Annotated in this window: 18 protein-coding genes, 1 pseudogene and 1 riboswitch; of the genes and pseudogenes, 7 read left to right on the top strand and 12 right to left on the bottom strand. The window is 68.4% G+C overall.

The genetic code is table 11. From position 1 onward, the window contains the following. Positions 1 to 11 precede the first annotated feature (11 nt). Complete coding sequence (gene lepA, locus ACZ54P_RS23375; RefSeq protein ID WP_465463682.1) at positions 12 to 1,853, bottom strand: translation elongation factor 4; 1,842 nt, start codon at positions 1,851 to 1,853, stop codon at positions 12 to 14. A 113-nt stretch (positions 1,854 to 1,966) separates the two neighbouring features. On the opposite strand from lepA, the gene ACZ54P_RS23370 reads away from it, so the two are divergent. Further along, positions 1,967 to 2,554 carry a class I SAM-dependent methyltransferase gene (locus ACZ54P_RS23370; protein ID WP_465463681.1) on the top strand — a complete coding sequence of 196 codons (588 nt, stop codon included), beginning with the start codon at positions 1,967 to 1,969 and terminating at the stop codon, positions 2,552 to 2,554. Here ACZ54P_RS23370 and ACZ54P_RS23365 read toward each other — a convergent pair. Both ACZ54P_RS23365 and ACZ54P_RS23360 read right to left on the bottom strand, forming a co-directional pair. Continuing rightward, positions 2,524 to 2,925, bottom strand: a complete 402-nt coding sequence (locus tag ACZ54P_RS23365) for a VOC family protein (protein WP_465463680.1) — start codon at positions 2,923 to 2,925, stop codon at positions 2,524 to 2,526. The two genes, ACZ54P_RS23370 and ACZ54P_RS23365, sit on opposite strands and share 31 nt — an antisense overlap. Before the next feature lie 23 nt (positions 2,926 to 2,948). Next, positions 2,949 to 3,854, bottom strand: a complete 906-nt coding sequence (locus ACZ54P_RS23360; protein ID WP_465463679.1) for an EamA family transporter — start codon at positions 3,852 to 3,854, stop codon at positions 2,949 to 2,951. Positions 3,855 to 4,185: 331 nt separating this feature from the next. On the opposite strand from ACZ54P_RS23360, the gene rpsT reads away from it, so the two are divergent. After that, a complete protein-coding gene (gene rpsT, locus ACZ54P_RS23355) occupies positions 4,186 to 4,446 on the top strand; it encodes a 30S ribosomal protein S20 (RefSeq protein ID WP_037310642.1) in 261 nt (86 codons plus the stop codon). Positions 4,447 to 4,499: 53 nt separating this feature from the next. Here rpsT and holA read toward each other — a convergent pair whose 3' ends face one another. Next, a complete protein-coding gene (gene holA, locus ACZ54P_RS23350; protein WP_465463678.1) occupies positions 4,500 to 5,483 on the bottom strand; it encodes a DNA polymerase III subunit delta in 984 nt (327 codons plus the stop codon). Positions 5,484 to 5,618: 135 nt separating this feature from the next. Next, positions 5,619 to 5,751, top strand: a riboswitch (SAM riboswitch). A 12-nt stretch (positions 5,752 to 5,763) separates the two neighbouring features. Between holA and thrC the strand changes: the two genes are divergently transcribed. After that, the gene (thrC, locus tag ACZ54P_RS23345) at positions 5,764 to 7,029 is read left to right on the top strand and encodes a threonine synthase (protein WP_465463677.1); all 1,266 of its coding nucleotides are present in this window, start codon (positions 5,764 to 5,766) and stop codon (positions 7,027 to 7,029) included. A gap of 17 nt (positions 7,030 to 7,046) precedes the next feature. Here the strand turns inward: thrC and ACZ54P_RS23340 are convergent, their stop codons facing one another. The 7 genes from ACZ54P_RS23340 to nadD form a co-directional block, all read right to left on the bottom strand. Next, entirely contained in the window at positions 7,047 to 9,452 is a 2,406-nt protein-coding gene (locus ACZ54P_RS23340) for a ComEC/Rec2 family competence protein (RefSeq protein WP_465463676.1), read from the bottom strand. Next, positions 9,449 to 10,171, bottom strand: a complete 723-nt coding sequence (locus tag ACZ54P_RS23335; protein ID WP_465463675.1) for a ComEA family DNA-binding protein — start codon at positions 10,169 to 10,171, stop codon at positions 9,449 to 9,451. The genes ACZ54P_RS23340 and ACZ54P_RS23335 overlap by 4 nt, the downstream gene beginning before the upstream one ends. A 144-nt stretch (positions 10,172 to 10,315) precedes the next feature. Then, positions 10,316 to 11,161: a DegV family protein gene (locus tag ACZ54P_RS23330; RefSeq protein WP_465463674.1), complete on the bottom strand. Its 846-nt coding sequence runs from the start codon at positions 11,159 to 11,161 to the stop codon at positions 10,316 to 10,318. A 10-nt stretch (positions 11,162 to 11,171) separates the two neighbouring features. Then, entirely contained in the window at positions 11,172 to 11,897 is a 726-nt protein-coding gene (gene octT / locus ACZ54P_RS23325; RefSeq protein ID WP_465463673.1) for a diglucosylglycerate octanoyltransferase, read from the bottom strand. 3 nt (positions 11,898 to 11,900) lie between these two features. Continuing rightward, positions 11,901 to 12,515: a histidine phosphatase family protein gene (locus tag ACZ54P_RS23320; protein ID WP_061982694.1), complete on the bottom strand. Its 615-nt coding sequence runs from the start codon at positions 12,513 to 12,515 to the stop codon at positions 11,901 to 11,903. After that, positions 12,512 to 12,931, bottom strand: coding sequence for a ribosome silencing factor (gene rsfS / locus ACZ54P_RS23315; protein ID WP_465463672.1), 420 nt, complete (start codon positions 12,929 to 12,931; stop codon positions 12,512 to 12,514). The genes ACZ54P_RS23320 and rsfS overlap by 4 nt, the downstream gene beginning before the upstream one ends. Positions 12,932 to 12,986: 55 nt before the next feature. Continuing rightward, positions 12,987 to 13,586: a nicotinate-nucleotide adenylyltransferase gene (gene nadD, locus ACZ54P_RS23310; protein ID WP_465463671.1), complete on the bottom strand. Its 600-nt coding sequence runs from the start codon at positions 13,584 to 13,586 to the stop codon at positions 12,987 to 12,989. Between the two features lie 161 nt (positions 13,587 to 13,747). Here nadD and ACZ54P_RS23305 point away from each other — a divergent pair, with 161 nt between their 5' ends. The 3 genes and pseudogenes from ACZ54P_RS23305 to argS all read left to right on the top strand — a co-directional run bounded on the left by ACZ54P_RS23305 (position 13,748) and on the right by argS (position 18,747). Further along, the gene (locus tag ACZ54P_RS23305) at positions 13,748 to 15,853 is read left to right on the top strand and encodes a RecQ family ATP-dependent DNA helicase (protein ID WP_465463670.1); all 2,106 of its coding nucleotides are present in this window, start codon (positions 13,748 to 13,750) and stop codon (positions 15,851 to 15,853) included. A gap of 91 nt (positions 15,854 to 15,944) precedes the next feature. Further along, positions 15,945 to 17,231 carry an MFS transporter gene (locus ACZ54P_RS23300; RefSeq protein ID WP_465463669.1) on the top strand — a complete coding sequence of 429 codons (1,287 nt, stop codon included), beginning with the start codon at positions 15,945 to 15,947 and terminating at the stop codon, positions 17,229 to 17,231. Positions 17,232 to 17,303: 72 nt separating this feature from the next. Then, positions 17,304 to 18,747, top strand: a pseudogene (argS, locus tag ACZ54P_RS23295) (arginine--tRNA ligase). On the opposite strand, the gene ACZ54P_RS23290 reads toward argS, so the two are convergent. After that, positions 18,742 to 20,016, bottom strand: a complete 1,275-nt coding sequence (locus tag ACZ54P_RS23290) for an FAD-dependent oxidoreductase (protein WP_465463668.1) — start codon at positions 20,014 to 20,016, stop codon at positions 18,742 to 18,744. The pseudogene argS and the gene ACZ54P_RS23290 overlap by 6 nt on opposite strands. A gap of 88 nt (positions 20,017 to 20,104) precedes the next feature. Between ACZ54P_RS23290 and ACZ54P_RS23285 the strand changes: the two genes are divergently transcribed. Further along, entirely contained in the window at positions 20,105 to 20,746 is a 642-nt protein-coding gene (locus ACZ54P_RS23285) for a TetR/AcrR family transcriptional regulator (RefSeq protein WP_465463667.1), read from the top strand. The last annotated feature ends 46 nt before the right edge of the window (positions 20,747 to 20,792 follow it).

Here is a 20,792-nt window from a genome sequence, read left to right as displayed (position 1 = left end):
TCAGTCAGCTGTCACTGCTTCTTCTTGCCGGAGTCCTCAGTGGACAGTGCGGCGACGAAGGCCTCCTGCGGGACCTCGACGCGGCCGACGGTCTTCATCCGCTTCTTGCCTTCCTTCTGCTTTTCCAGCAGCTTGCGCTTACGCGAGATGTCACCGCCGTAGCACTTCGCGAGCACATCCTTGCGGATGGCGCGAATGGTCTCGCGAGCGATGATGCGGGCCCCGATGGCGGCCTGGATCGGCACCTCGAAGTTCTGCCGCGGAATCAGTTCGCGAAGCCGGTTCACCATGCGGTTGCCATAGTTGTAGGCATCGTCCTTGTGCACGATCGCGGAGAACGCGTCGACACCCTCACCCTGGAGCAGGATGTCCACCTTGACCAGGTCCGCCGCCTGGGCGCCTGCCTCTTCGTAGTCCAACGACGCGTAACCGCGCGTCCGCGACTTCAGTGTGTCGAAGAAGTCGAAGATGATCTCGCCCAGCGGCAGGTTGTACCGCAGTTCGACCCGGTCTTCGGACAGATAGTCCATACCGAGCAGCACGCCGCGCTTGTTCTGGCACAGCTCCATGATCGTGCCGATGAACTCCGACGGCGCCAGGATGCTCACCTTGCTGACCGGTTCGAGCACCTTGTCGATCTTGTTCCCGGTCGGCCAGTCCGAAGGGTTGGTGACGTGGATTTCCTTGCCGTCGTCGAGCACGACGTCGTAGACCACGTTCGGCGCGGTGGAGATCAGGTCGAGGCCGAACTCGCGTTCCAGGCGGTCGCGGGTGATCTCCAGGTGCAGCAGGCCGAGAAAACCGCAGCGGAAGCCGAAGCCGAGCGCCACCGACGTCTCGGGCTCGTAGTCGAGCGCGGCGTCGTTGAGCTGGAGCTTGTCCAAGGCCTCGCGCAGGTCCGGGTAGTCCGAACCGTCCACCGGGTACAGGCCGGAGTAGACCATCGGCTTCGGCTCCCGGTAGCCGGCGAGCGGTTCCTTCGCGCCGTTGCGCTCGGAGGTGACGGTGTCACCGACCTTCGACTGCCGGACGTCCTTCACCCCGGTGATGAGGTAGCCCACCTCACCGACGCCGAGGCCCTTGCTGGCCTTGGGCTCCGGCGAGATGATTCCGACCTCGAGGAGTTCGTGAGTGGCGCCGGTCGACATCATCTTGATCCGCTCACGCGGTGTGATCTTGCCGTCGACGACCCTGATGTAGGTGACGACGCCCCGGTAGGTGTCGTACACCGAGTCGAAGATCATCGCCCGTGCCGGAGCGTCGGCGTCGCCCGTCGGTGCGGGCACCTGCTTCACCACCGCGTCGAGCAGTTCGCCGACTCCGACACCGGTCTTGGCCGACACACGCAGCACGTCCGAGGGCTCGCAGCCGATGATGTGCGCGAGCTCGGCGGCGTACTTGTCCGGATCCGCCGACGGCAGGTCGATCTTGTTGAGCACCGGGATGATCTGGAGGTTGTTCTCCAGCGCGAGGTACAGGTTGGCGAGCGTCTGCGCCTCGATCCCTTGCGCGGCGTCGACCAGCAGGACGGCCCCTTCGCACGCCTCGAGCGCGCGGGAGACTTCATAGGTGAAGTCGACGTGTCCCGGCGTGTCGATCATGTGCAGGACGTGGTCCTGCCCGTCGACCTGCCAGGGCAGCCGCACGTTCTGCGCCTTGATCGTGATCCCGCGTTCGCGCTCGATGTCCATCCGGTCGAGGTACTGCGCGCGCATCGCCCGCTCCTCGACCACGCCGGTGAGCTGCAGCATCCGGTCGGCCAGGGTCGACTTGCCGTGGTCGATGTGCGCGATGATGCAGAAGTTCCGGATGAGCTCCGGTGGCGTGAAGGTGGTGTCGGCGAACGTCGTCAACGGGTTTCCTCGCGAAGGTCGGGGTGTGCCACCTCTATGCTCCCATGCCGCTCCGGGTGCGAGTGGGGGTCATCCCCGATGCGAGCCGTGGTGAGCTGTGGTGCCCTCGAAGTATGAGTACTTCACTGGCCCAAATGCTCGACCGCACCTTCGGCCGTCCCAGGGGACTGCTCGGCCGGTTCGGCGGCCTGGCGATGGAGCGCGGCAACGCCGCCACCGAACTTCGTGTCGTCGACCTGGCGTCGATCCAGGCCGGCGAAACCGTCCTGGTCGTGGGCCCCGGCCCGGGCGTCGGCCTGCAGGCCGCGGCTGAACGCGCCGCCCGCGCCATCGGCGTCGACCCGTCGTCGGAGATGATCGCCCACTCCCGCCGCCGGTGCGGTGACAAGGTGGAACTGCGCAGCGGTACCGCGGACTGCACGGGTGAGCCGGACGAGAACGTCGACGTGGTCCTGAGCGTCAACAACGTGCAACTGTGGGAGGACAGGTCGGCCGGGTTCACCGAACTGTTCCGCGTGCTCCGGCCCGGCGGCAGGCTGCTGCTGTCGTCGCACGAGAAGTGGCTGCCGGTGTCACGGCACGAACTGGCCGACGAAGCGGCCGCTGCCGGCTTCACCGACCTGCAGACCTGGACCTGGGACCCGCCGGGGCTCGGCGCGTCCCTGGCCGCTCAACTCCGCGCGGTGAAACCCTCGACCTGACGCGGATCGGTGCGCAAGGGGTGCTCACGCGGCACCTCGACCAGCACGATCCTGGTGCCGTCCGGATCGGCGATCCACGCCTCGTCCAGGCCCCACGGTTCACGCCGTGCTTCGCGGACCGGCTCCAGCCCCTTCGAGGCGAGCTCCTCCAGCGCCGCCGTCAGGTCCCGGACCTGAAGCCACAAGGCGACGTCCGGGGTCGGACCGGTCTTCCCGGTCCCCACGATCTCGATCGACCCGTTCCCGGCGAAGAACACCGTTCCGCCGGGGAACTCCTTGTCGATGGCCAGGCCCAGGGTGTCCCGATAGAACGCCGTCGACACATCGAGGTCCTTCGGGTGGATCAGCACCCTGCTGCTCAGCACGTCCATGGCTCAATCCCTACCGGATGCGTTCAGGCCATCGCAATCGCGGTGATACCCGCCAGCACCACCACCGACCCGGCCAGCCTGCGTACGGCGTTCGCCTCCCGCAGCACCAGCCAGGCAGCCAAGCCGCCAAGGACGATGCTCAGTTCCCTCGCCGGTGCGACGAGGCTCACGGGAGCGATCTGAAGGGCGTAGAGGACCAGCAGATAGGCGACGGGCGAGAGCGCGCCGACGAGAAGGACCTCACGCTTGTGCTCGCGCCAGAGCCACGAGACCTCTTCACGGTCCTTCAGTGCGTACGGCGTCATCAGCAGGCTCTGCACGATCGCGCCGGTTCCGAAGTAGACGATCGGCGGGACACCGAGACCGGCGACCGAATGCGCGTCCCACAGCGTGTATGCGGCGATCGTGAGCCCGGTCAACAGCCCGTACACCACTCCCTTGCGGCGAGCGGCGCGATCCGTGGCATCGGCCTGCGCCGGGGACCGCCCGGTCCCGATGACCAGCACCCCGGCGACCACCAGGAACGCCCCCACCAGACCGAGTGGACCCGGCCGCTCGCCGAGCAGCACGACGGCCGCGAGTACGGAGATCAGCGGCCCGGTACCGCGGGCGAGTGGATACACGACGGACAGGTCGCCGACGGCGTAACCCCGTTGGAGGACGACTCCGTAGGTGACGTGCAACACGGCGGTGACCGCCGAGGCGAGCAACCACGTCCACTGTGGACGCTGCGGCTCCACGACCAGTGAGATCAGCATGACAGGGACGAGCAGAACCGCGGAAAGGCTGTAGTAGGCCCACACGAACCGGGCTCCACCACTGCGGATCCTCTTGGCGGCCAGGTTCCAGCCGGCGTGGATGACGGCGGCGGCGAGGACAAGGGACAGGGCGGTGGCGTTCACTGGGGACCTTCCACGTTTTCCGCGCATGCGGAAAACCCGGTCCTCCAGGCTTTTGTCCCGTCAGATGAACGGCGGCGCTTCCGGCCCCGCCGATGGTGCCGCTCGGACCAGCCCCACCCGCCCTGATTGTGTGCCTCACGGAACGGGCAGGCGGCGGAACCCTAGGCACTACGATCTTCACCGTACCGCAAGCACACGTCCGGAGGCGGCGGCGATCCGCCCCGGGACGGCTGTTAAACTTGCCCTTCATCGCCGTGTGGCATTCCGTCATGGAGGAAACCCGCGCCGCTTTCGCGAGCGCGCAGGGCCGGTCACAGCGCGGCGGTGAAACCACCGAGAGATCAAGAGGAGCGCCCCCGTGGCCAACATCAAGTCGCAGATCAAGCGCATCACCACCAACGAGAAGGCGCGTCAGCGCAACCAGGCGATCCGGTCCTCGGTGAAGACCGCGATCCGCAAGTTCCGCGAGGCCGCCGACTCCGGTGACAAGGCCAAGGCCCTGGAGCTGCAGAAGGACGCGGCCAAGAAGCTGGACAAGGCCGTCACCAAGGGCGTTCTCCACGCCAACCAGGCCGCCAACAAGAAGTCCGCGCTCGCGAAGCGCGCGAACTCTCTCTGATCGGCTTTTCGAAGGGCCCCGGCGACGCGAGTCACCGGGGCCCTTCTTCATGTTCAGCGGCTGGTGCCGTGAGCGTCGACGACCTCCAGCACAGCGCGTTCCAGCGCGTACTCCGGGTCGGCAGCGACCCCTTTGACCTCGGCGTTGAGCCGGGCGACGATCCGCATCGCGGTGGCGAGACCGTCCTGTCCCCAGCCGCGAGCCTGTCCTTGGGCCTTGCGCACCTTCCACGGCGGCATCCCCAGCTCGCCAGCCATCTGGTTCGGGTTCCCACGTCCCGCGCCGGACACCCGGGCGATCGTCCGGACCGCGTCGGCGAGGGCGTCCGCGACCAGTACGTGCGGGACGCCGAGCTGCATCGCCCAGCGCAGTGACTCCAGCGCCGCCGCCTTGTCGCCGGCGACGGCCTTCTCGGCGACGGCGAACCCGTTCACATCCGCGCGACCTCGGTGGTAGCGGCGGACCGCCTGCTCGTCGACCACTCCCCCGGAGTCCGCGACGAGCTGTGTCGCGGCCGACGACAACTCGCGCAGATCCGAGCCGACCGCGTCGATCAGCGCGAGCACGGCCGCGCCGTCGATCTTTCCGCCCACCCGCCGGACTTCGTTGCGGACAAAGGACTCTCGCTCAGCGGGCTTGGTCAGTTTCGAGCACTCGACGACCTCCGCGCCTGCCTTCTTCAAGGCCGTCGGAAGCGCCTTGGCGGCCTTGCTCCGGCCGCCTCCGCTGTGCACGACGACGAGCACGATGCCGTCGGCGGGCGCCTTGAGGTAGGCCATCACCCCGTCGGCGAGCTCTTGGGAAATGTCGTGCGCGGATTCGAGGACGATGACCCGGGCCTCGGCGAACAGTGAGGGGCTGACCATCTCCGCGAGTGCCGGGACTGTGAGGTCCGACACCCGGATCCGGCTGAGGTCCGCCGTCGGGTCGACCGCTTTGGCCGCGTCGGAAGCGCCACGGATCGCGCGTTCGATCAGCAGCTCTTCCTCACCGAGGACCAGGACCAGCGGCGATGGGGCGGAAGCTTGCGTCGTCACGGTGACGATCCTGCCACTGCTCCTCTCGTGTGCTTTGTCCGGTGATGTGTTCCGGGCACGGTGGCCCCACGCGAGCCCCATGTCGTACGGTGTTAGCGAGGCGACGCGATCATGCGCGTGCCGACAAGTGAATACCGCTCATCCAGAGGGGCAGAGGGAACGGCCCGATGAAGCCCCGGCAACCGGCGTCAGCCTGTCATCCCGCGATCGTGGGATAGCTGACGAACACGGTGCCAATTCCGGCCCGCCTCGGCGGGGCAGATGAGGAAAGGACCTCGCGATGACCGCAACCCTCGGCACGACCTCCACCACCAAGACCCCGGATCTCGGACCGGCCGTCGAACTGGTGTCGAAGGAAGAGGGACACCGGCAGCCGCTCGCCCCCGAATTCGTTTCCGCCGAGGACTTCTCGCCGCTCGAGGTCGCCTACGACTTCGGCCGCGTGCGCCGCGAGGACATCGAAGCCGGGCCGAAGAACATCTGGCGCTACAAGAAGCTCCTTCCCGTTCCCTCGAACGTCGAAGAAATCCCCAACACCGAACCCGGCGCCACCCGGCTCGTCCAGGCCGACAGGCTCGCGAAAGCGCTGGGTGTCAAGAAGATCTGGGTCAAGGACGACACCGGCAACCCCACCCACTCGTTCAAGGACCGCGTGGTCGCCGTCGCGCTCGCGGCCGCGCGCGAGTTCGGTTTCGAGGTGCTCGCCTGTCCGTCGACCGGCAACCTGGCCAACGCGGTCGCCGCGGCGGCGGCCCGCGCCGGTTGGCGGTCGGTCGTGCTGATCCCGAAGACCCTCGAACGCGCCAAGATCCTCACCACCGCCGTGTACGACGGCGACCTGATCGCGGTCGACGGCAACTACGACGACGTGAACCGGCTCGCCACCCAGCTCGCCGCGGAGCAGGAGAGCTGGGCGTTCGTGAACGTGAACGTCCGGCCCTACTACTCGGAGGGCTCCAAGACACTGGCCTTCGAGGTCGCCGAGCAGCTCGGCTGGCGCGTTCCCCCGCAAATCGTGGTGCCGATCGCCTCCGGTTCCCAGCTCACCAAGGTGGACAAGGGTTTCCGCGAGTTCGGACAGCTCGGCCTCGTCGAAGAAACGCCGTACAAGGTGTTCGGCGCGCAGGCCACCGGCTGCTCGCCCGTCTCGGCCGCGTTCCGCGCGGGCCACGACGTCGTCCAGCCGGTCAAGCCGGACACGATCGCCCGGTCGCTGGCGATCGGCAACCCGGCCGACGGCCCGTACGTCCTCGATGTGGTCAACCGCACCGGTGGAGCGATCGAAGACGTCACCGACGAAGAGGTCGTCGAAGGCATCCGGCTGCTCGCCCGTACCGAGGGCATCTTCACCGAGACCGCCGGCGGGGTCACCGTGGCGACGGCCAAGAAGCTCATCGAGACCGGCAAGCTCGACCCGGACACCGAAATCGTGCTGCTGATCACCGGTGACGGCCTCAAAACCCTCGACGCCATCGAGGACAAGGTCGGCCCGAAGGCCACCGTCAGCGCCTCGGCCGACGCGGTCCGCGAGGCACTCGGCATCTGAGTTTCCCGCGGCCCGCCTCAGGAACGAGGCGGGCCGCGGGGCTCACCCCGGCGTAGCAGGGCGAGGCCTCGCGCGTCGGTGACGACCGCGGTGTCGCCATCCGTGTCCGTCCTGGCGATCAAGGCGCCGACGGCGGCCAGATTGTCCAAAGTGGACTTGTTAGGATGACCGTAGGTGTTTCCGGCACCGACACTCACCAAGGCGACCCTCGGCGCGACGGCGTTGAGGAAATCCGGTGCCGTGTAACGGCTTCCGTGGTGGGGCACCTTCAAGATCTCGGCACGCAGATCGGTCCCCTCCGCCATCAGGTCGGTCTGTGCGGCGAGTTCGACGTCGCCGGTCAGCAGCAATCGGCCTGCCGGGGTCCCGGCGCGCAGGACGACCGAACCGTTGTTGATCACCGTTCCGTCCTGTTCGAGGACCGATCGCCGGGTGACATAACGTGGCCCCAATACCTCCAGTGACAGTCCCGGCCAGTCCATTCGTTGTCCGATTCCCAGTTCCAGCAGGGGAATCCCGCGGCGCGCGGTCTCGTCGGCGACCTGCTGCCACGCCCAAGCGGGCGCCCGTCCCGGACCCACGGCGACCGCGCCGACCGACCGGCCCTCGAAGAGGGATTCCAGACCGCCGATGTGGTCGGCGTGCAGATGGCTCAACACGATCAGCGGGAGACGGTCCACACCGAGCCTGCTCAGGCACTCGTCGACCGGTCCCGGTTCCGGGCCGGTGTCCACCAGGATCGCCCTCCCCGGCTCGGCCGTGGCGAGGACCACGGCGTCGCCCTGCCCGACGTCGCAGGCGACGGCACTCCATGACGCCGGTGGCCACGCCGGGGCGAGCACCCGCACCGGCACGAACACGAGGAGTCCGCCTGCCAAGGCGATCGCCACCAGGATCCGGGCATACCGCAGCCGGATGGCGACGAGCAGAACGACGAGCAGGCCTGCCGCCAAGAGCCCGCCCCACCAGCCACCCGGCCACTCCACGACCGCTCCCGGCGCACGGGCGCCGTGGCGGGCCACGGTGATGAGCCAACTCGCCTCGGGTTCGGTCAGGCGGACCAGCAGCCTTCCCGCCGAAGGCCACCAAGGCCCGATGACGGTGGCGAGCACACCGCACACGGTGGCCGGGGCCACCACCGGAGCGGCGAGCACGTTGGTCACCACCGAGACGAGACTGACCGATCCCGCCATCCCCGCGATGACCGGCGCCGTCATCACGAACGCGGCCAGCGGGACGGCCAGTCCCTCGGCGTACCCGGACGGCACGCCACGTCCGACCAGCCACTCGGCCCACCGCGGAGCCAGCAATACCAGCCCGGCCGTGGCCAGCACCGAAAGAGCAAACCCGAAATCGGCGGCCATGGCGGGATCGGCCACGACGAGCCCCGCCACGGCGAACCCCAGCGCGGGCAGCGCCGAACCCCGGCGGCCCAGGGCCAGCGCCAGCAATCCCACCGCGCCCATCACTCCGGCACGGAGCACGCTGGGCGCGGGTCCGGCGAGGACCACGAACCCGGCGAGCCCCGCGGCGGCCGCGGCGGCGGACGTCCGCGGCCCGACCCGGAGCACCCTCAGCAGGAGAAGGATCGAGCCACAGACGATCGCCACGTTCCCACCGCTCACGGCCATCAGGTGGGACATGCCGGAGTCCGTGAACTCACGCTCGACCCGCGGGGACAGCGCGCTCGTGTCCCCCACGACCAGCCCGGGCACCAGACCGGCCTGCTCCTCCGGGAGAACGGCGCACAGCTCCCGGAGCCCGGAGCGCAGCGATTCCGCGGCTCGCTGCCACCAGGGCGCCGGTCCGAGGGCCGACGGCGGACCTCGGACCGAGAGGACCGCGACCGTCAGTTCGGCCCCCTTGGCCGGGGCCAGCCGCCCGGATGCGGTGACCTGCTGCCCGGGCAGCAGGTCCACCCACCCCTCGGCGGGAGCGAGCAGGAGGACCCGGGCCGCGGAATCCACCCCTCGCTCGTCCACCACCACGGCGTCCACCTTCGCGGCGATGACCACCAGGCGGGTGCCCGCCCGGCGATCGGCGTATCCGGCACCGCGGACCGGACGTGGCCGCTCGGTGACCACCACCCTCATGGTGGCGTCGCTCCCCCGCGCGGCGGCGGCACGGAGGTCGTCCTGCTCGGCGGCCCGGATCCGGAGCGCCACCGGACCGGCCGTGAGGGCGCCGATGACCGCGAGCGCACCCAAGCCCGCCACCCACCGGGACGCCGTCCGGCGGGCACGGACGGCGGCGAAGATCCCGAGCACCGCGGCGACGGCACCGCAGAGCATCGTGATCCACCAGCCGCCGAGCAGCCCGGAAAGAGTGCCGAGCCAGGCCGTCGCCGCGGCCGGTATCAGCCGCAGGTCCTGCCCTCGCCACGACGCGGTGTCCACTTCGGACGGATCGGCGGACGGGTTCATCCGACGGACACCAGTTCCCGGACTTTTTTGAATTTACTTTCGCCGATCCCTTCTACTTCACGGAGTTGCTCGACCGTGGTGAACCCACCGTGCCCGGACCGCCAGTCGACGATGCGTTTCGCCATCACCTCGCCGACCCCGGGCAGGGTGTCGAGTTGCTCGGCCGTAGCCGTGTTCAGGTCGAGCTTCCCCGGTGGTGTCCCCGGTCCGGCCGCGGCCGGTCCGGGGACACCGACGGCCACCTGCTCGCCGTCGGTGAGCCGTCTGGCCAGATTCAGCCCGGTCAGATCCGTTCCGGGCCGTGGCCCACCGGCCGCCGTGAGGGCATCGGCGACCCGTGCGCCCGGAGGAATCGTGACCAGGCCGGGGCTGAGCACCCGGCCGACGACGCTGACCACCAAAGGCGCCTTGGCCGCCGCGGCGGGGGCGTCTCCGGCGGCTTTGGCCGACGGCAGGGGCGGTGGGATCTCCGCCCCTGGCCGGTGTCCGAACAGAGTGACCGCGCCGGTCACGATCACGGCAACCGCGATCAGCACGGCCGCCACGGCGAACCACCGCCGTTTCACCGGAACCCCGTCCGCCGTGAACCGGGCGGGTACCCAGCGGCGCACGAGCCTGCCCGCGGGCGGGCCCTGGGTGGGTGGCGACAGCTGCGCGGCCAGCCACGCCAGCCTGGCGTTGGCGGAGGAGCCCGGTGGACGGGCGGTTCGGTCGAACACGTGAACGACGCTACGGAGCGGGGGTGGCCGGCGGCAGTGGCGAATCCGGGAGCTGTGGATAAGTGGGGTGTTGTGGACAACCCGGACCCGGGCAAGACGGACCGCCGATTTCCGTCGGGGCGGTATGAGACGCTGGCGGGTTCCCTAACCCGCCCGTTGGATCACGACACCGAGCACACCGGGGCCGGTGTGGGCGCCGATGACGGCGCCGACCTCCGATACCACGCACCCTTCCGGGCAGTCGATGGACTCTTCCAGCCGGTTGGCCAGTTCGACGGCGCGCTCCGGTGAGGCCAGATGGTGGACGGCGATGTCGGCGAGCCCGCCGTCGGCCGCCTTCACGGCCAGCTCGACCAGCCGCGCCACGGCGCGATTCATCGTCCGCACCTTCTCCAGCGGCTCGATCCTGCCTTCGGACATGTGGAGCACGGGCTTCATCGCGAGCGCCGTGCCGAGCAGGGCGGCCGCCGGTCCGATTCGCCCGCCGCGGCGCAGATATTCGAGGGTCTCGACGGCGAACAGGGTCTCCGAGCGGCTCACCGCGTCGACCGCGGCCGCTTCCACCTCGGCCGGATCGCCCCCGTCCGCCGCGGCGCTCGCCGCACGAAGGGCCGCGAAGCCGAGCCCCATCGCGGTGCTGCGTGAATCGACCACACGCACCCTGTCCGGCCCGACCTCCTGAGCCGCGAGCACCGCAGCCTCCCAGGTCCCGGACAGTTCCCGGGACAGATGGACCGACACGACGGCGTCCGCGCCTTCGGCCAATGCCGCGCGGAATTCCTTGACGAATTCCGTCGGCGTCGGCCGGGACGTCGTCACGATGCTGCGTTTGCCGAGCGTTTCGGCCAGAGCCGCAGGGCCCATTTCGACACCGTCGAGAAAGACGACGCCGTCCACGAGGACGTGCAGCGGGACCACCCGGATCCCGTTCCGTTCGGCGAAGCCTTCCGGCAGGTGGGCGGTGGAATCCGTGACTACGGCGACCGACACGGCAGTCAGCCTACGTTGCCGCGGGGCGTAGCACCGGGGCCATCAGGCGGGCCATTTCCGCGCCGACGGCGGCATGCCCTTCCCAGCCCCAGTGCATTCCGTCCGGATTACCCCTGCCGCTCAGCACGTGGTCGCCGACGACGGCTTCGAGATCCAGCAGCGGGACCTCCGCGCGCCGCCCCCAAGCGGCGATGGCGGCGGCGGCACCGGCGCGGGCGGTGTGCACCCGGCCGTAGGCGTCGGATCGGTGGACGGAGGGCAGGATGCCGAATATCGGCAGTTCCGGTCGCAGCACCCGTAAGGCTCCGACAGCGGTGTCGAGGTACTGGACGGTCAGCTTCGACGGCAAGACCACCGGACGTCCTCGAAGGGCGACGGCGAGCCGGGGCTGAGCGGCCAGATATGTCTTGCGCACCACCCGTCGCAACGGATCGGGCCGCAGGTAGCGCAGACCGGTACGCAGGTAGGTGGGCAACGGCGAGGGCAGCGTGTCCATGCTGCCGACGGCGAGCACGACGGCGTCGACGTGGTGGAGATCGGCCCAGACCCGCGGATCCCCGATCAAGGACCACCAGGCGTCACGGGCCGTCCAGCCGAACCCGGCGACGAGGTCCGCGCCGCCACCGAGCGCTTCGGCGGCTATGTTGGGCCACAGGCGCGCGTCGTCGGCGGCGAGCGGGCCATCCGGACCGTGGAAGCTGAGGGAATCGCCGAACACCAGCAGGCGCGGAGCCATGGATCAGCCGGTGATTCCCGCGTTGTAAGCGGCCAGTCGCCAATTCCCGTCACGCCGGGTCAGCTCGACCCAGTGACAGTTCGCGATCCCGCCCAGCGCCGGCCAGGACGGCACCGGCAGGCCGAGCAGCTTCGCGGTCAGCGCGATGATCAGGCCGCCGTGCGTGGCCAGCAGCACGGTGTCGCCGGCGTCGGAGTTGGGCAGGTCCAGATCGGCGACGACCTCCTGCGCGCGTTCGGCGACGTCCACTCGCGACTCGCCGCCGGGCGGTGCCCAGGTCGCGTCGACCCGCCAATGGGCGCGTTCACCGGGGTAGGCCTCGTCGACCTGCTGGCCGGTGAAACCCTGCCATTCACCCAGATGAGTTTCCCGAAGCCGCTTGTCGATCCGCAGCGGGACTCCGATGGCCTCCGTGAGCACGGTGGCGGTATCCGTCGCGCGCCGCAGATCCGAGGCGATCACCAGATCCGGGGAGAACCTGGCGAGCGCGGGGACGGCGAACCGGGCCTGGTTCCAGCCGACCGGCGTCAACGCGGAGTCCAGATGCCCCTGCATCCGGCCCGCCGCGTTGTAATCGGTCTCGCCGTGGCGCCAGAGCACCAGCCGCCGCGGACTCACGAGGCCCCTTGCGCGCCGGCGGGGTCCTCCTCGGCTGGGTCTCCGTCGGCCGGCACAGCCAGACCGGCGACCTCGATCCGCGGGCAGTCCTTCCAGAGCCGCTCGAGACCGTAGAAGGAGCGTTCCTCCTGGTGCTGGACGTGGATGACGACGTCGACGTAGTCCAGCAGGACCCAGCGGCCTTCGCGGGCGCCTTCCCGGCGGACCGGCTTGTGCCCGTTGAGGCGCAGCTGCTCCTCGACGTTGTCGACGATCGCGCCGACCTGGCGCTCGTTGGGCGCGGACGCGATGACGAAGGCGTCGGTGATCACCAGCTGGTCGGACACGTCCAGCACGACCACGTCGCTCGCCTTCTTGTCCGCCGCCGCATGGGCGGCCGCTACGGCCAGCTCTCGTGCCTCGGACGTGGCTGTCACAGTTCTCCTCAAACAGATGGCTTTACTCGCGGGTGCGCCCGACGAGGGTACCCGGTCAGGCTCCCCGGTCTTTGCGATAGAGGTCCTTTTTGGCGATGTAGCGCACAACACCGTCGGGGACGAGGTACCAGACGGGCTCCCCGTCCTCGACCCGTTCGCGGCAGGCTGTGGACGAGATCGCCATCGCGGTCACCTCGACCAGGCTCACTTTCCCGCTCGGCAGATGTTGCGAATTGAGCCGGTAGCCGGGCCTGGTGACGCCGATGAAATGCGCGAGGTCGAACAGCTCGTCGGCGTTGCGCCAGGTGAGGATCTGCTCGAGCGCGTCCGCGCCGGTGATGAAGAACAGCTGGTCGTCGGGATATTCGGCGCGCAGGTCGCGCAGGGTGTCGACGGTGTAGGTCTGCCCGACGCGGTCGATGTCGACGCGGCTCACCGAGAAGACCGGATTGGACGCCGTTGCGATCACGGTCATCAGGTATCGGTCCTCGGCGCGGGTGACCACCCGGTCGGATTTCTGCCACGGCTGACCTGTGGGCACGAAGATGACCTCGTCGAGCGCGAACCGGGACTGGACTTCGCTGGCCGCGACGAGGTGCCCGTGGTGAATGGGGTCGAAGGTGCCGCCCATGACCCCGATCCGGCGTGGTGACATGGGTCGTGAGCCTATACACCGCATGACGCTGTCCGCTCGGGTCGCCGAACCCACCAACCAGTGGTGACCTAGGTCACATTACAGTCGGTTCCATGGATGAACGGTCCGTTCACGACATGCCGACCGCGACTTCGTCGGTGGCATGGGGTAGAGGTGGGGACGTGGACACATCGACTCTCCGGAACCGCGCCGAGACCCTTCTCCGGGCACTGGCCGGCGAAGGCGCCCGGCTGCGCGACGATCAGTGGACGGCCATCGAGGCCCTGGTCGCGCACCGCCGTCGCGCCCTCGTCGTGCAGCGCACCGGATGGGGAAAGTCGGCGGTGTACTTCCTGGCCACCGCCCTGCTGCGGGAGCGCGGCGCCGGACCGACGGTGATCATCTCGCCGCTGCTCGCGTTGATGCGCAACCAGATCTCCGCGGCGGCGCGGGCGGGCATCCACGCCGCGACCATGAACTCCGCGAACCAGCAGGAGTGGGACCAGGTGCAGGCCGCGATCGCGGCAGGCGAGGTCGATGTCCTCCTGGTCAGCCCGGAACGGCTCAACAACCCCGACTTCCGTGACACCGTCCTGCCGAAACTGACCGCGAGCGCCGGCCTGCTCGTGGTCGACGAGGCGCACTGCATCTCGGACTGGGGCCACGACTTCCGGCCGGACTACCGGCGGCTGCGGACGCTGTTGAAAGATCTGCCCGAAGGGGTACCGGTACTCGCCACCACCGCCACCGCCAACGACCGGGTGGCCACCGACGTCGCCGAACAACTGGGCATCGGGAACGGCGGCGGCACTCTCGTCCTGCGCGGGAGTCTGGACCGCGAAAGCCTCCATCTGTCGGTGGCCAAGTTGCCGACATCGCAGGCCCGGCTCGCGTGGCTGGCCGAGCGTCTGGAGGAACTGCCGGGGTCCGGGATCATCTACACACTCACCGTCGCGGCCGCGCACGACGTCGCGGGACTGCTGACCGAACGCGGCTACCCGGTCGCCGCCTACACCGGCAAGACCGACCCGGCGGATCGGCAGGCCGCCGAAGACGATCTGCTCAGCAACAAGGTCAAGGCCTTGGTGGCCACTTCGGCGCTGGGCATGGGATTCGACAAGCCGGACCTGGGCTTCGTCGTCCACCTCGGCGCTCCGTCCTCACCGATCGCGTACTACCAGCAGGTCGGCCGTGCCGGGCGTGGTGTCGACCGCGCCGAAGTGATCCTGCTGCCCGGCCGCGAGGACAAGGACATCTGGGCCTACTTCGGCTCGCTGGCGTTCCCGGACGAACTGCGGGTCACGCAGGTGCTCAACGCCCTGGCGTACGCGGACCGTCCACTCTCGACACCCGCGCTCGAACCGTTCGTCGAGCTGTCCCGATCCAGGCTGGAGATGGTCCTCAAGGTGCTGGACGTCGACGGCGCCGTCCGCCGGGTGAAGGGCGGATGGGAGGGCACCGGCGAAGAGTGGAGTTACGACAAGGAACGCTACGCCCGGGTGAGCGCGGCGCGCACCAACGAACAGAACGCGATGCTCGCCTATCTCGAAACCACCGGCTGCCGGATGGAGTATCTGCGCCGTCAGCTGGACGACCCCGAAGCGACACCCTGTGGGCGGTGCGACAACTGCACCGGAAAGCATTGGGACACCACGATTTCCGACGACGTCGTCGACGCCACCCGGCAACGCCTGCGTCGCCCTGGGGTCGAAGTCGCGCCCCGGAAGATGTGGCCGACCGGGATGGCGGGACTAGACGTCCCGCTTTCCGGGCGGCTACCGGCGAGTGAGCAGGCCGAGACCGGCCAGGTCGTCGGCCGGGTGACCGACGTCGGCTGGGGCACGCGGCTGCGCGAACTCGTCGGCCCTTCCGCGGCGGACGCCGAGCTCCCCGACGCGGTCTTCCAGGCCTGTATCGAGGTGCTCAAGGGCTGGCGATGGACGGAGCGCCCGGTCGCGGTGGTCGAGGTGCCGTCCGCCACCCGGCCCCAGCTGGTCCACAGTCTGGCGACGCAGCTGGCTTCGATCGGACGGCTGGAATATCTGGGCACCATCGCTTCGGCGGGGCCGCCCCCGCGCCAGGCGAACAGCGCGCAACGGCTGGCCGATTTGTGGAAGCGACTCAGCCTCCCCGGCGAGCTCGCCGCCGGGGTCGCCGCGGCCGAGGGCCCGATCCTGCTGGTCGACGACTTGATCGACACCGGCTGGACCATGACGCTGTCGGCGCGCCTGCTGCGCAAGGCAGGGGCCCGCGCCGTGTTGCCCTTCGCCCTCGCCAGCACTTCGTGACCCAGGAGCCACGTCCCGACCTTTGACAGGTTCTTTCCCCCACGGGAACTTTCTGGCATGGTTCCGTCCACGCGCGAGTACGGAGGTGCCGATGGCGGACTCAACGACGGAACGACTCGGACATCGGCTCCCGGTGCGGAAGCTGTTCGCCGCCAGCGTCGGGAACGCCTTGGAGTGGTTCGACTGGACGATCTACGCCACGTTCAGCATCTACTTCGCGAGCGAGTTCTTCCCGAAGGGCAACGAAGCCCTCGCGTTGATCAACACCTTCGCCACGTACGCGCTGGCGTTCTTCTTCAGGCCGCTCGGCGGGATGCTGCTCGGCCGCTTCGCCGACATCAAGGGCCGCAAGCCGGCGATGATCCTGACCATCGTGTTGATGGCGGGTGGTTCGGTGGCCATCGGCCTCCTGCCGACCTTCGCCCAGGTCGGCTGGCTGGCACCGATCCTGTTGCTGCTGGCGAGGGTGGCACAAGGATTGTCGCTCGGCGGCGAGGTCTCGAACGCTTCGGCGTACTTGGGTGAGATCGCGCCGCCGTCCCGTCGCGGGCGCTACTCCGCCTTCTTCTACATCTCGACCGGCTCCGCCGTCCTGATCGCCTCGATCCTCGGTTTCGTGCTCGCGCGGACGATGTCCAAGGCGGACTTGACCGCGTACGGCTGGCGGATCCCGTTCCTGCTCGGCGGCGTACTCGGCATCATCGGCCTGTGGTTGCGGCGCAGTCTCGTCGAGACCGAACTGTTCGAGGAAAAGAAGTCGACGGCGCGCCGGGTCGAGCAGCCGCTGCGCACCACACTGCGCGAACACCCGCGCGCGGTGGTGCAGCTCGTAGGCTTCTCGATGCTTTCGACCCTTTGCTACTACACGTTCTTCAGCGCACTGACGTCCTTCGCGGTCAAGACCCGCAAGGCCGATGACGTCGACGTCTTCCTCGCGTTGTCGATCGCGACCGCGTTGTTCGTCGCGCTGCAGTATCCACTGGGCGCGCTGTCCGACCGCTTCGGCCGCAAACCTCAGCTACTCGTCTGGTCGGCGGCGACCGCGATCCTCATCGTCCCACTGTCCACTTTGGTCCGTCCGGGACTACCGGGGCTGCTGGTCGTCTTCTGTGTGGGGCTCTGCCTGTATACGGCGATGACGTCGATCGCGCCCGCGATCATGAGCGAACTGTTCCCCACCGAGCTGCGCGGACTGGGTATCGGCGCCTGGTACAACCTCACCGTCGCGCTCTTCGGCGGGACCGCTCCCCTGGTGCTGACCGCCCTGTCCGACGCCGGATTGTCGACGTTGTTCTTCTGGTACGTGGCGGCCGGAGCGGCGATCGCGTTCTTCGTCATCCGGACCCTGCCGGAGACCAAGGGCAGCGACCTGCGCTGAAAACTCCGTCGCCGACGACGTGACGAGGTGGCCACTCTCGCGCTCCTACGACGAGCGCGAAGGAGGGACACCGTGTTGTTCGGCGATGTAAGCGAGGAATTGGCGCGACGCGTGGTGGAAGCCCTTCGCCACGTCAGCGACATGGAACCGTCGGCCGCCCTGGGGCGGGCCTCTTCGCGGACCGGGGTCGACTACCAGTGCGATCTCGCGATGAGCCTGGGCAAACAGCTGGCGTCGCGGCGACGGCGCGGCCGCGGCGGATCGCGATCGACTACAGCAGCCCGAACGTGGCGAAGGAAATGCACGTCGGGCATCTCCGGCCCACCATCATCGGTGAGGCGATCGCGCGGCTGGTGCGGTTCGCGGGACACGACGTCATCCCGCACAACCATCTCGGCGATTGGGCACCCCGGTTCGGGATGCTGATCGAGCACCTGCTCGACGAGCGTCCGTCGGGACCTTGGACGATCGGTGATATCAACGGTTTCCATCGCGCCGCCCGGTCGAAGTTCGAAACCGACGAGGACTTCGCCACCCGGCCGCGGGAGCGGGTGGTGCTCCTTCAGGGTGGTGACGACGAGACCTTGTCGTTGTGGCGGCATCGGGTCAACGAGTCGACAAGGCACTTCAGTCAGGTCTACGAAATTCTCAAGATCGACCTGTCGAGTGAGGACGTCTACGGCGAGAGCTTCTACAACCCGTTCCTCGGCGCGGTCGTGGACGACCTGACAGCCGCCGGGCTCACCGCGATCAGCGATGGCGCCGTCTGCGTCTCCCCGATGGTTCCGCAACTGGGAAGGCGAGCCGCTGCCGCTCATCGTGCGGAAGCGGGACGGCGGCTACGGCTACGCGGCCACCGATCTCGCGACCGTGCGCTACTGGACGGGGCAACGCCGCGTCACCGACCTGCTTCATGTCGTCGGAGCGCCACAAGCGCAGCACTTCGCGATGGTGTTCGCCGTCTGCCGGGCATCCGGTTGGCTCAGTGAGAAGCATCGGGTCGAGCACATCGGATTCGGCTCGGTACTCGGTGAAGACGGTCGCGCCATGAAGACCCGGGCCGGCGAGTCGGTCCGCCTTTCCGACCTGCTTACCGAGGCGGTTTCCCACGCCGCCGAAGTGATCGACGGCCGGGGCGACCTCTCCCCCGAGGTCAGGGAAGAGGTCGCCGGTGCGATCGGAATCGGTGCGATCAAGTACGCCGACCTTTCCGGCGATCGCGAGAGTGATTACGCCTTTTCCTGGGAACGGATGATCTCCAAGAACGGGAACACCTCGGGTTACCTGCAGTACGCCAATGCGCGGATCACGCTCGGTCATCCCGCCGAGCGGGCATTGGCTCTCGCCTTGGTCCGGAACCGCGGTCGTGTTCTCGCGGTTCTACGAACAGTGCCCGGTGCTGGACGCGGAAGGGCCCGGCATCCGCGACTCCCGGTTGTTGCTGGCCGAACTCACCTCGAAGACGCTGACGCTGGGCTTGTCCCTGCTCGGCATCTCCACCCCTGCCAGGCTATGAAACACCGTGGTCGCTGAAGACCTTGCGCTTCAACGGGGGGACGGCTTGGAAGAAGCGGAACATCCCCCGCGCCATCATGCGGCCCGACCGGTTCTCCGACACGAACCGGCGGGCACTGCGCTCCGAGTCGCGCACCGCCGCGAACCCGTGGTCCCGCATCTGTTGCTCGTAGTCGGCGACCGCGGCGGACACGGCACCGGTCTTCTGTGCCGCGACGAGGTTGCGGCACAACAGCCGCGCGTCCTGGAGCGCGGTGTTCGCACCGATCCCGCGGAACGGGGTCATGCTGTGTATCGCGTCCCCGAGCAGGGTGATGTTGCCCGTCGGCCATGGCTCGACGGGTTTCGACGTGAAGATCGGCAGCCGGGACACCGATCCGGGCGGCGAACCGGCGACCAGGTCCTTGAACGCGGGAGCCCAGCCGTCGACCAAATCCAGCACGAGAGCCCGCAGGCCTGCACCGTCCAATGAGGACACGTCGTCCGGGTAGCGCCGGTTGTCGGCCGCGAACGCCCACATGATGTAGCTGGAAGTGTTGTCGAACAGGACGGGGTCGTACTCGGCGGTCTCGTCGTTGACCGACGAAGCACCGTTCAGTTCGTGCGGCACGCTGAACAGTCCTGCACCGGTACGGGGCATCACCATGCTCGGCCCCTCGGTAAGCCGCGTGGGCAAGCGTTTGCGGGCCTCCTGGGTCAGCGGATACTTGCCCGCGATCGCGATGATCCCGGTGTCCACCCGATCGGCGTGCGGCAGGAACTGTTTTCGCACCCGGGAGTTCGCCCCGTCCGCGCCGATCACCAGATCGGCCTCGGCGGTGCTTCCGTCTGCGAACTCACAGACGACCGTGTCCCCGTTTCTCCGGTATCCCACGAACTCCTTGCCGTACTGAAGAACTCCGTCGAGCCCGTCGGACAGGACGTGGTGCAGGCTGATCCGGCTGACCGAATGGTGGTTCGACGCGGGATCCGGGCTCCAGGTCAGTTCGCTGTCGATCACCATCAGATCTTTCAGCTGCTCGGTCACGAACGTGAACGGTCCGCTCGAGGTGCCGGTCGTGGTCAAGAACCGTGTCCACAGTTGCGGCGGCAGGCATGCGTGCAGCGCCGCCGATCCTTGCGGGTTGATGTGGACGCGATAGCCCTGAAGCCGCTCGGTCCGGGTGCGACTGCGCTCGTGGACGGACACTTCGACACCGGCCTTACGCAGCCCCTGTGCCAGGCAGAGCCCGCCCGTGCCGCCGCCGATGATCGCGATTCTCGTGGTCATGTGAACTCCTCTCTCCGGTCTCACTATCAACCATATGGATGATAACGTCAACCAAACGTTTGAAAGAGTCAGCGACTAAGATGAGCCCATGTCCGAAGCCGCCGCTCGAAGCCCCCGTCGCGCTCCCGTCGAACGCCAACGAGATCCCGAGCGCACCAAGGCGCAGCTACTGGAGGCTGCGAAGGCCGAGTTCGGCGCGAAGGGGTATGCCGCGGCACGAGTCAGCGAGATCGCCGCGAAGGCGGGCGTGAACAAGCAGCTGATCTCGTACTACTTCGGCGGAAAGGAAGGGCTGTACACCACTCTGACCGCGACGATGGCCAACGACTACGTCGCGGTCTCCGAACACGACCAGCCGTTCGCCGACGTGGTGCGGTTCTTCGCCGAGTCAGGGGTGCGAGACCGCGACCTCGCCAAACTGTTCCTGTGGGAGAACCTGACCGACGGGGCGCCCGACGCCATCGGCGTCGAAGGGCAGCGGGAGTTTCTTCAGCGGCAGGTCGAGTACGTCCGGGCCCGCCAGGCCGCCGGCGACTTTCCTCCGGACCTCGACCCGGGCTTCCTGCTGGTGATGTTCATGGCCGCGGCCAGTGCGGCGCTGGCGCTACCCCGCGTCGCGCGGTTGGTCACGGGCCAGGACCCCAACTCGGCCGAATTCGCGAAGGCCTACGGCGAACAACTGGCGCGACTCGCAGGCCACCTCGCGACAGGTCGAGATCAGGAGGCGTGACTGGTCACCTTTGGCGTCAACCTAGGTTGATTTTGGCCCCATATAT

The organism is Amycolatopsis sp. NPDC034160 (assembly GCF_055575355.1).
Note: the sequence above shows the minus strand (reverse complement) of the source record. Positions and strands in the feature narration are given on the sequence as shown.

Excerpts from the sequence above, each read along its gene's own strand:
- octT (WP_465463673.1), bottom strand. The coding sequence starts at position 11,897 with ATGGCTCCGCGCCTGCTGGTGTTCGGCGATTCCCTCAGCTTCCACGGT.
- thrC (WP_465463677.1), top strand. The coding sequence starts at position 5,764 with ATGACCGCAACCCTCGGCACGACCTCCACCACCAAGACCCCGGATCTC.
- ACZ54P_RS23290 (WP_465463668.1), bottom strand. The coding sequence starts at position 20,016 with ATGACCACGAGAATCGCGATCATCGGCGGCGGCACGGGCGGGCTCTGC.
- ACZ54P_RS23285 (WP_465463667.1), top strand. The coding sequence starts at position 20,105 with ATGTCCGAAGCCGCCGCTCGAAGCCCCCGTCGCGCTCCCGTCGAACGC.
- ACZ54P_RS23365 (WP_465463680.1), bottom strand. The coding sequence starts at position 2,925 with ATGGACGTGCTGAGCAGCAGGGTGCTGATCCACCCGAAGGACCTCGAT.
- ACZ54P_RS23370 (WP_465463681.1), top strand. The coding sequence starts at position 1,967 with ATGAGTACTTCACTGGCCCAAATGCTCGACCGCACCTTCGGCCGTCCC.
- ACZ54P_RS23340 (WP_465463676.1), bottom strand. The coding sequence starts at position 9,452 with ATGAACCCGTCCGCCGATCCGTCCGAAGTGGACACCGCGTCGTGGCGA.
- ACZ54P_RS23360 (WP_465463679.1), bottom strand. The coding sequence starts at position 3,854 with ATGCGCGGAAAACGTGGAAGGTCCCCAGTGAACGCCACCGCCCTGTCC.
- ACZ54P_RS23300 (WP_465463669.1), top strand. The coding sequence starts at position 15,945 with ATGGCGGACTCAACGACGGAACGACTCGGACATCGGCTCCCGGTGCGG.
- nadD (WP_465463671.1), bottom strand. The coding sequence starts at position 13,586 with ATGTCACCACGCCGGATCGGGGTCATGGGCGGCACCTTCGACCCCATT.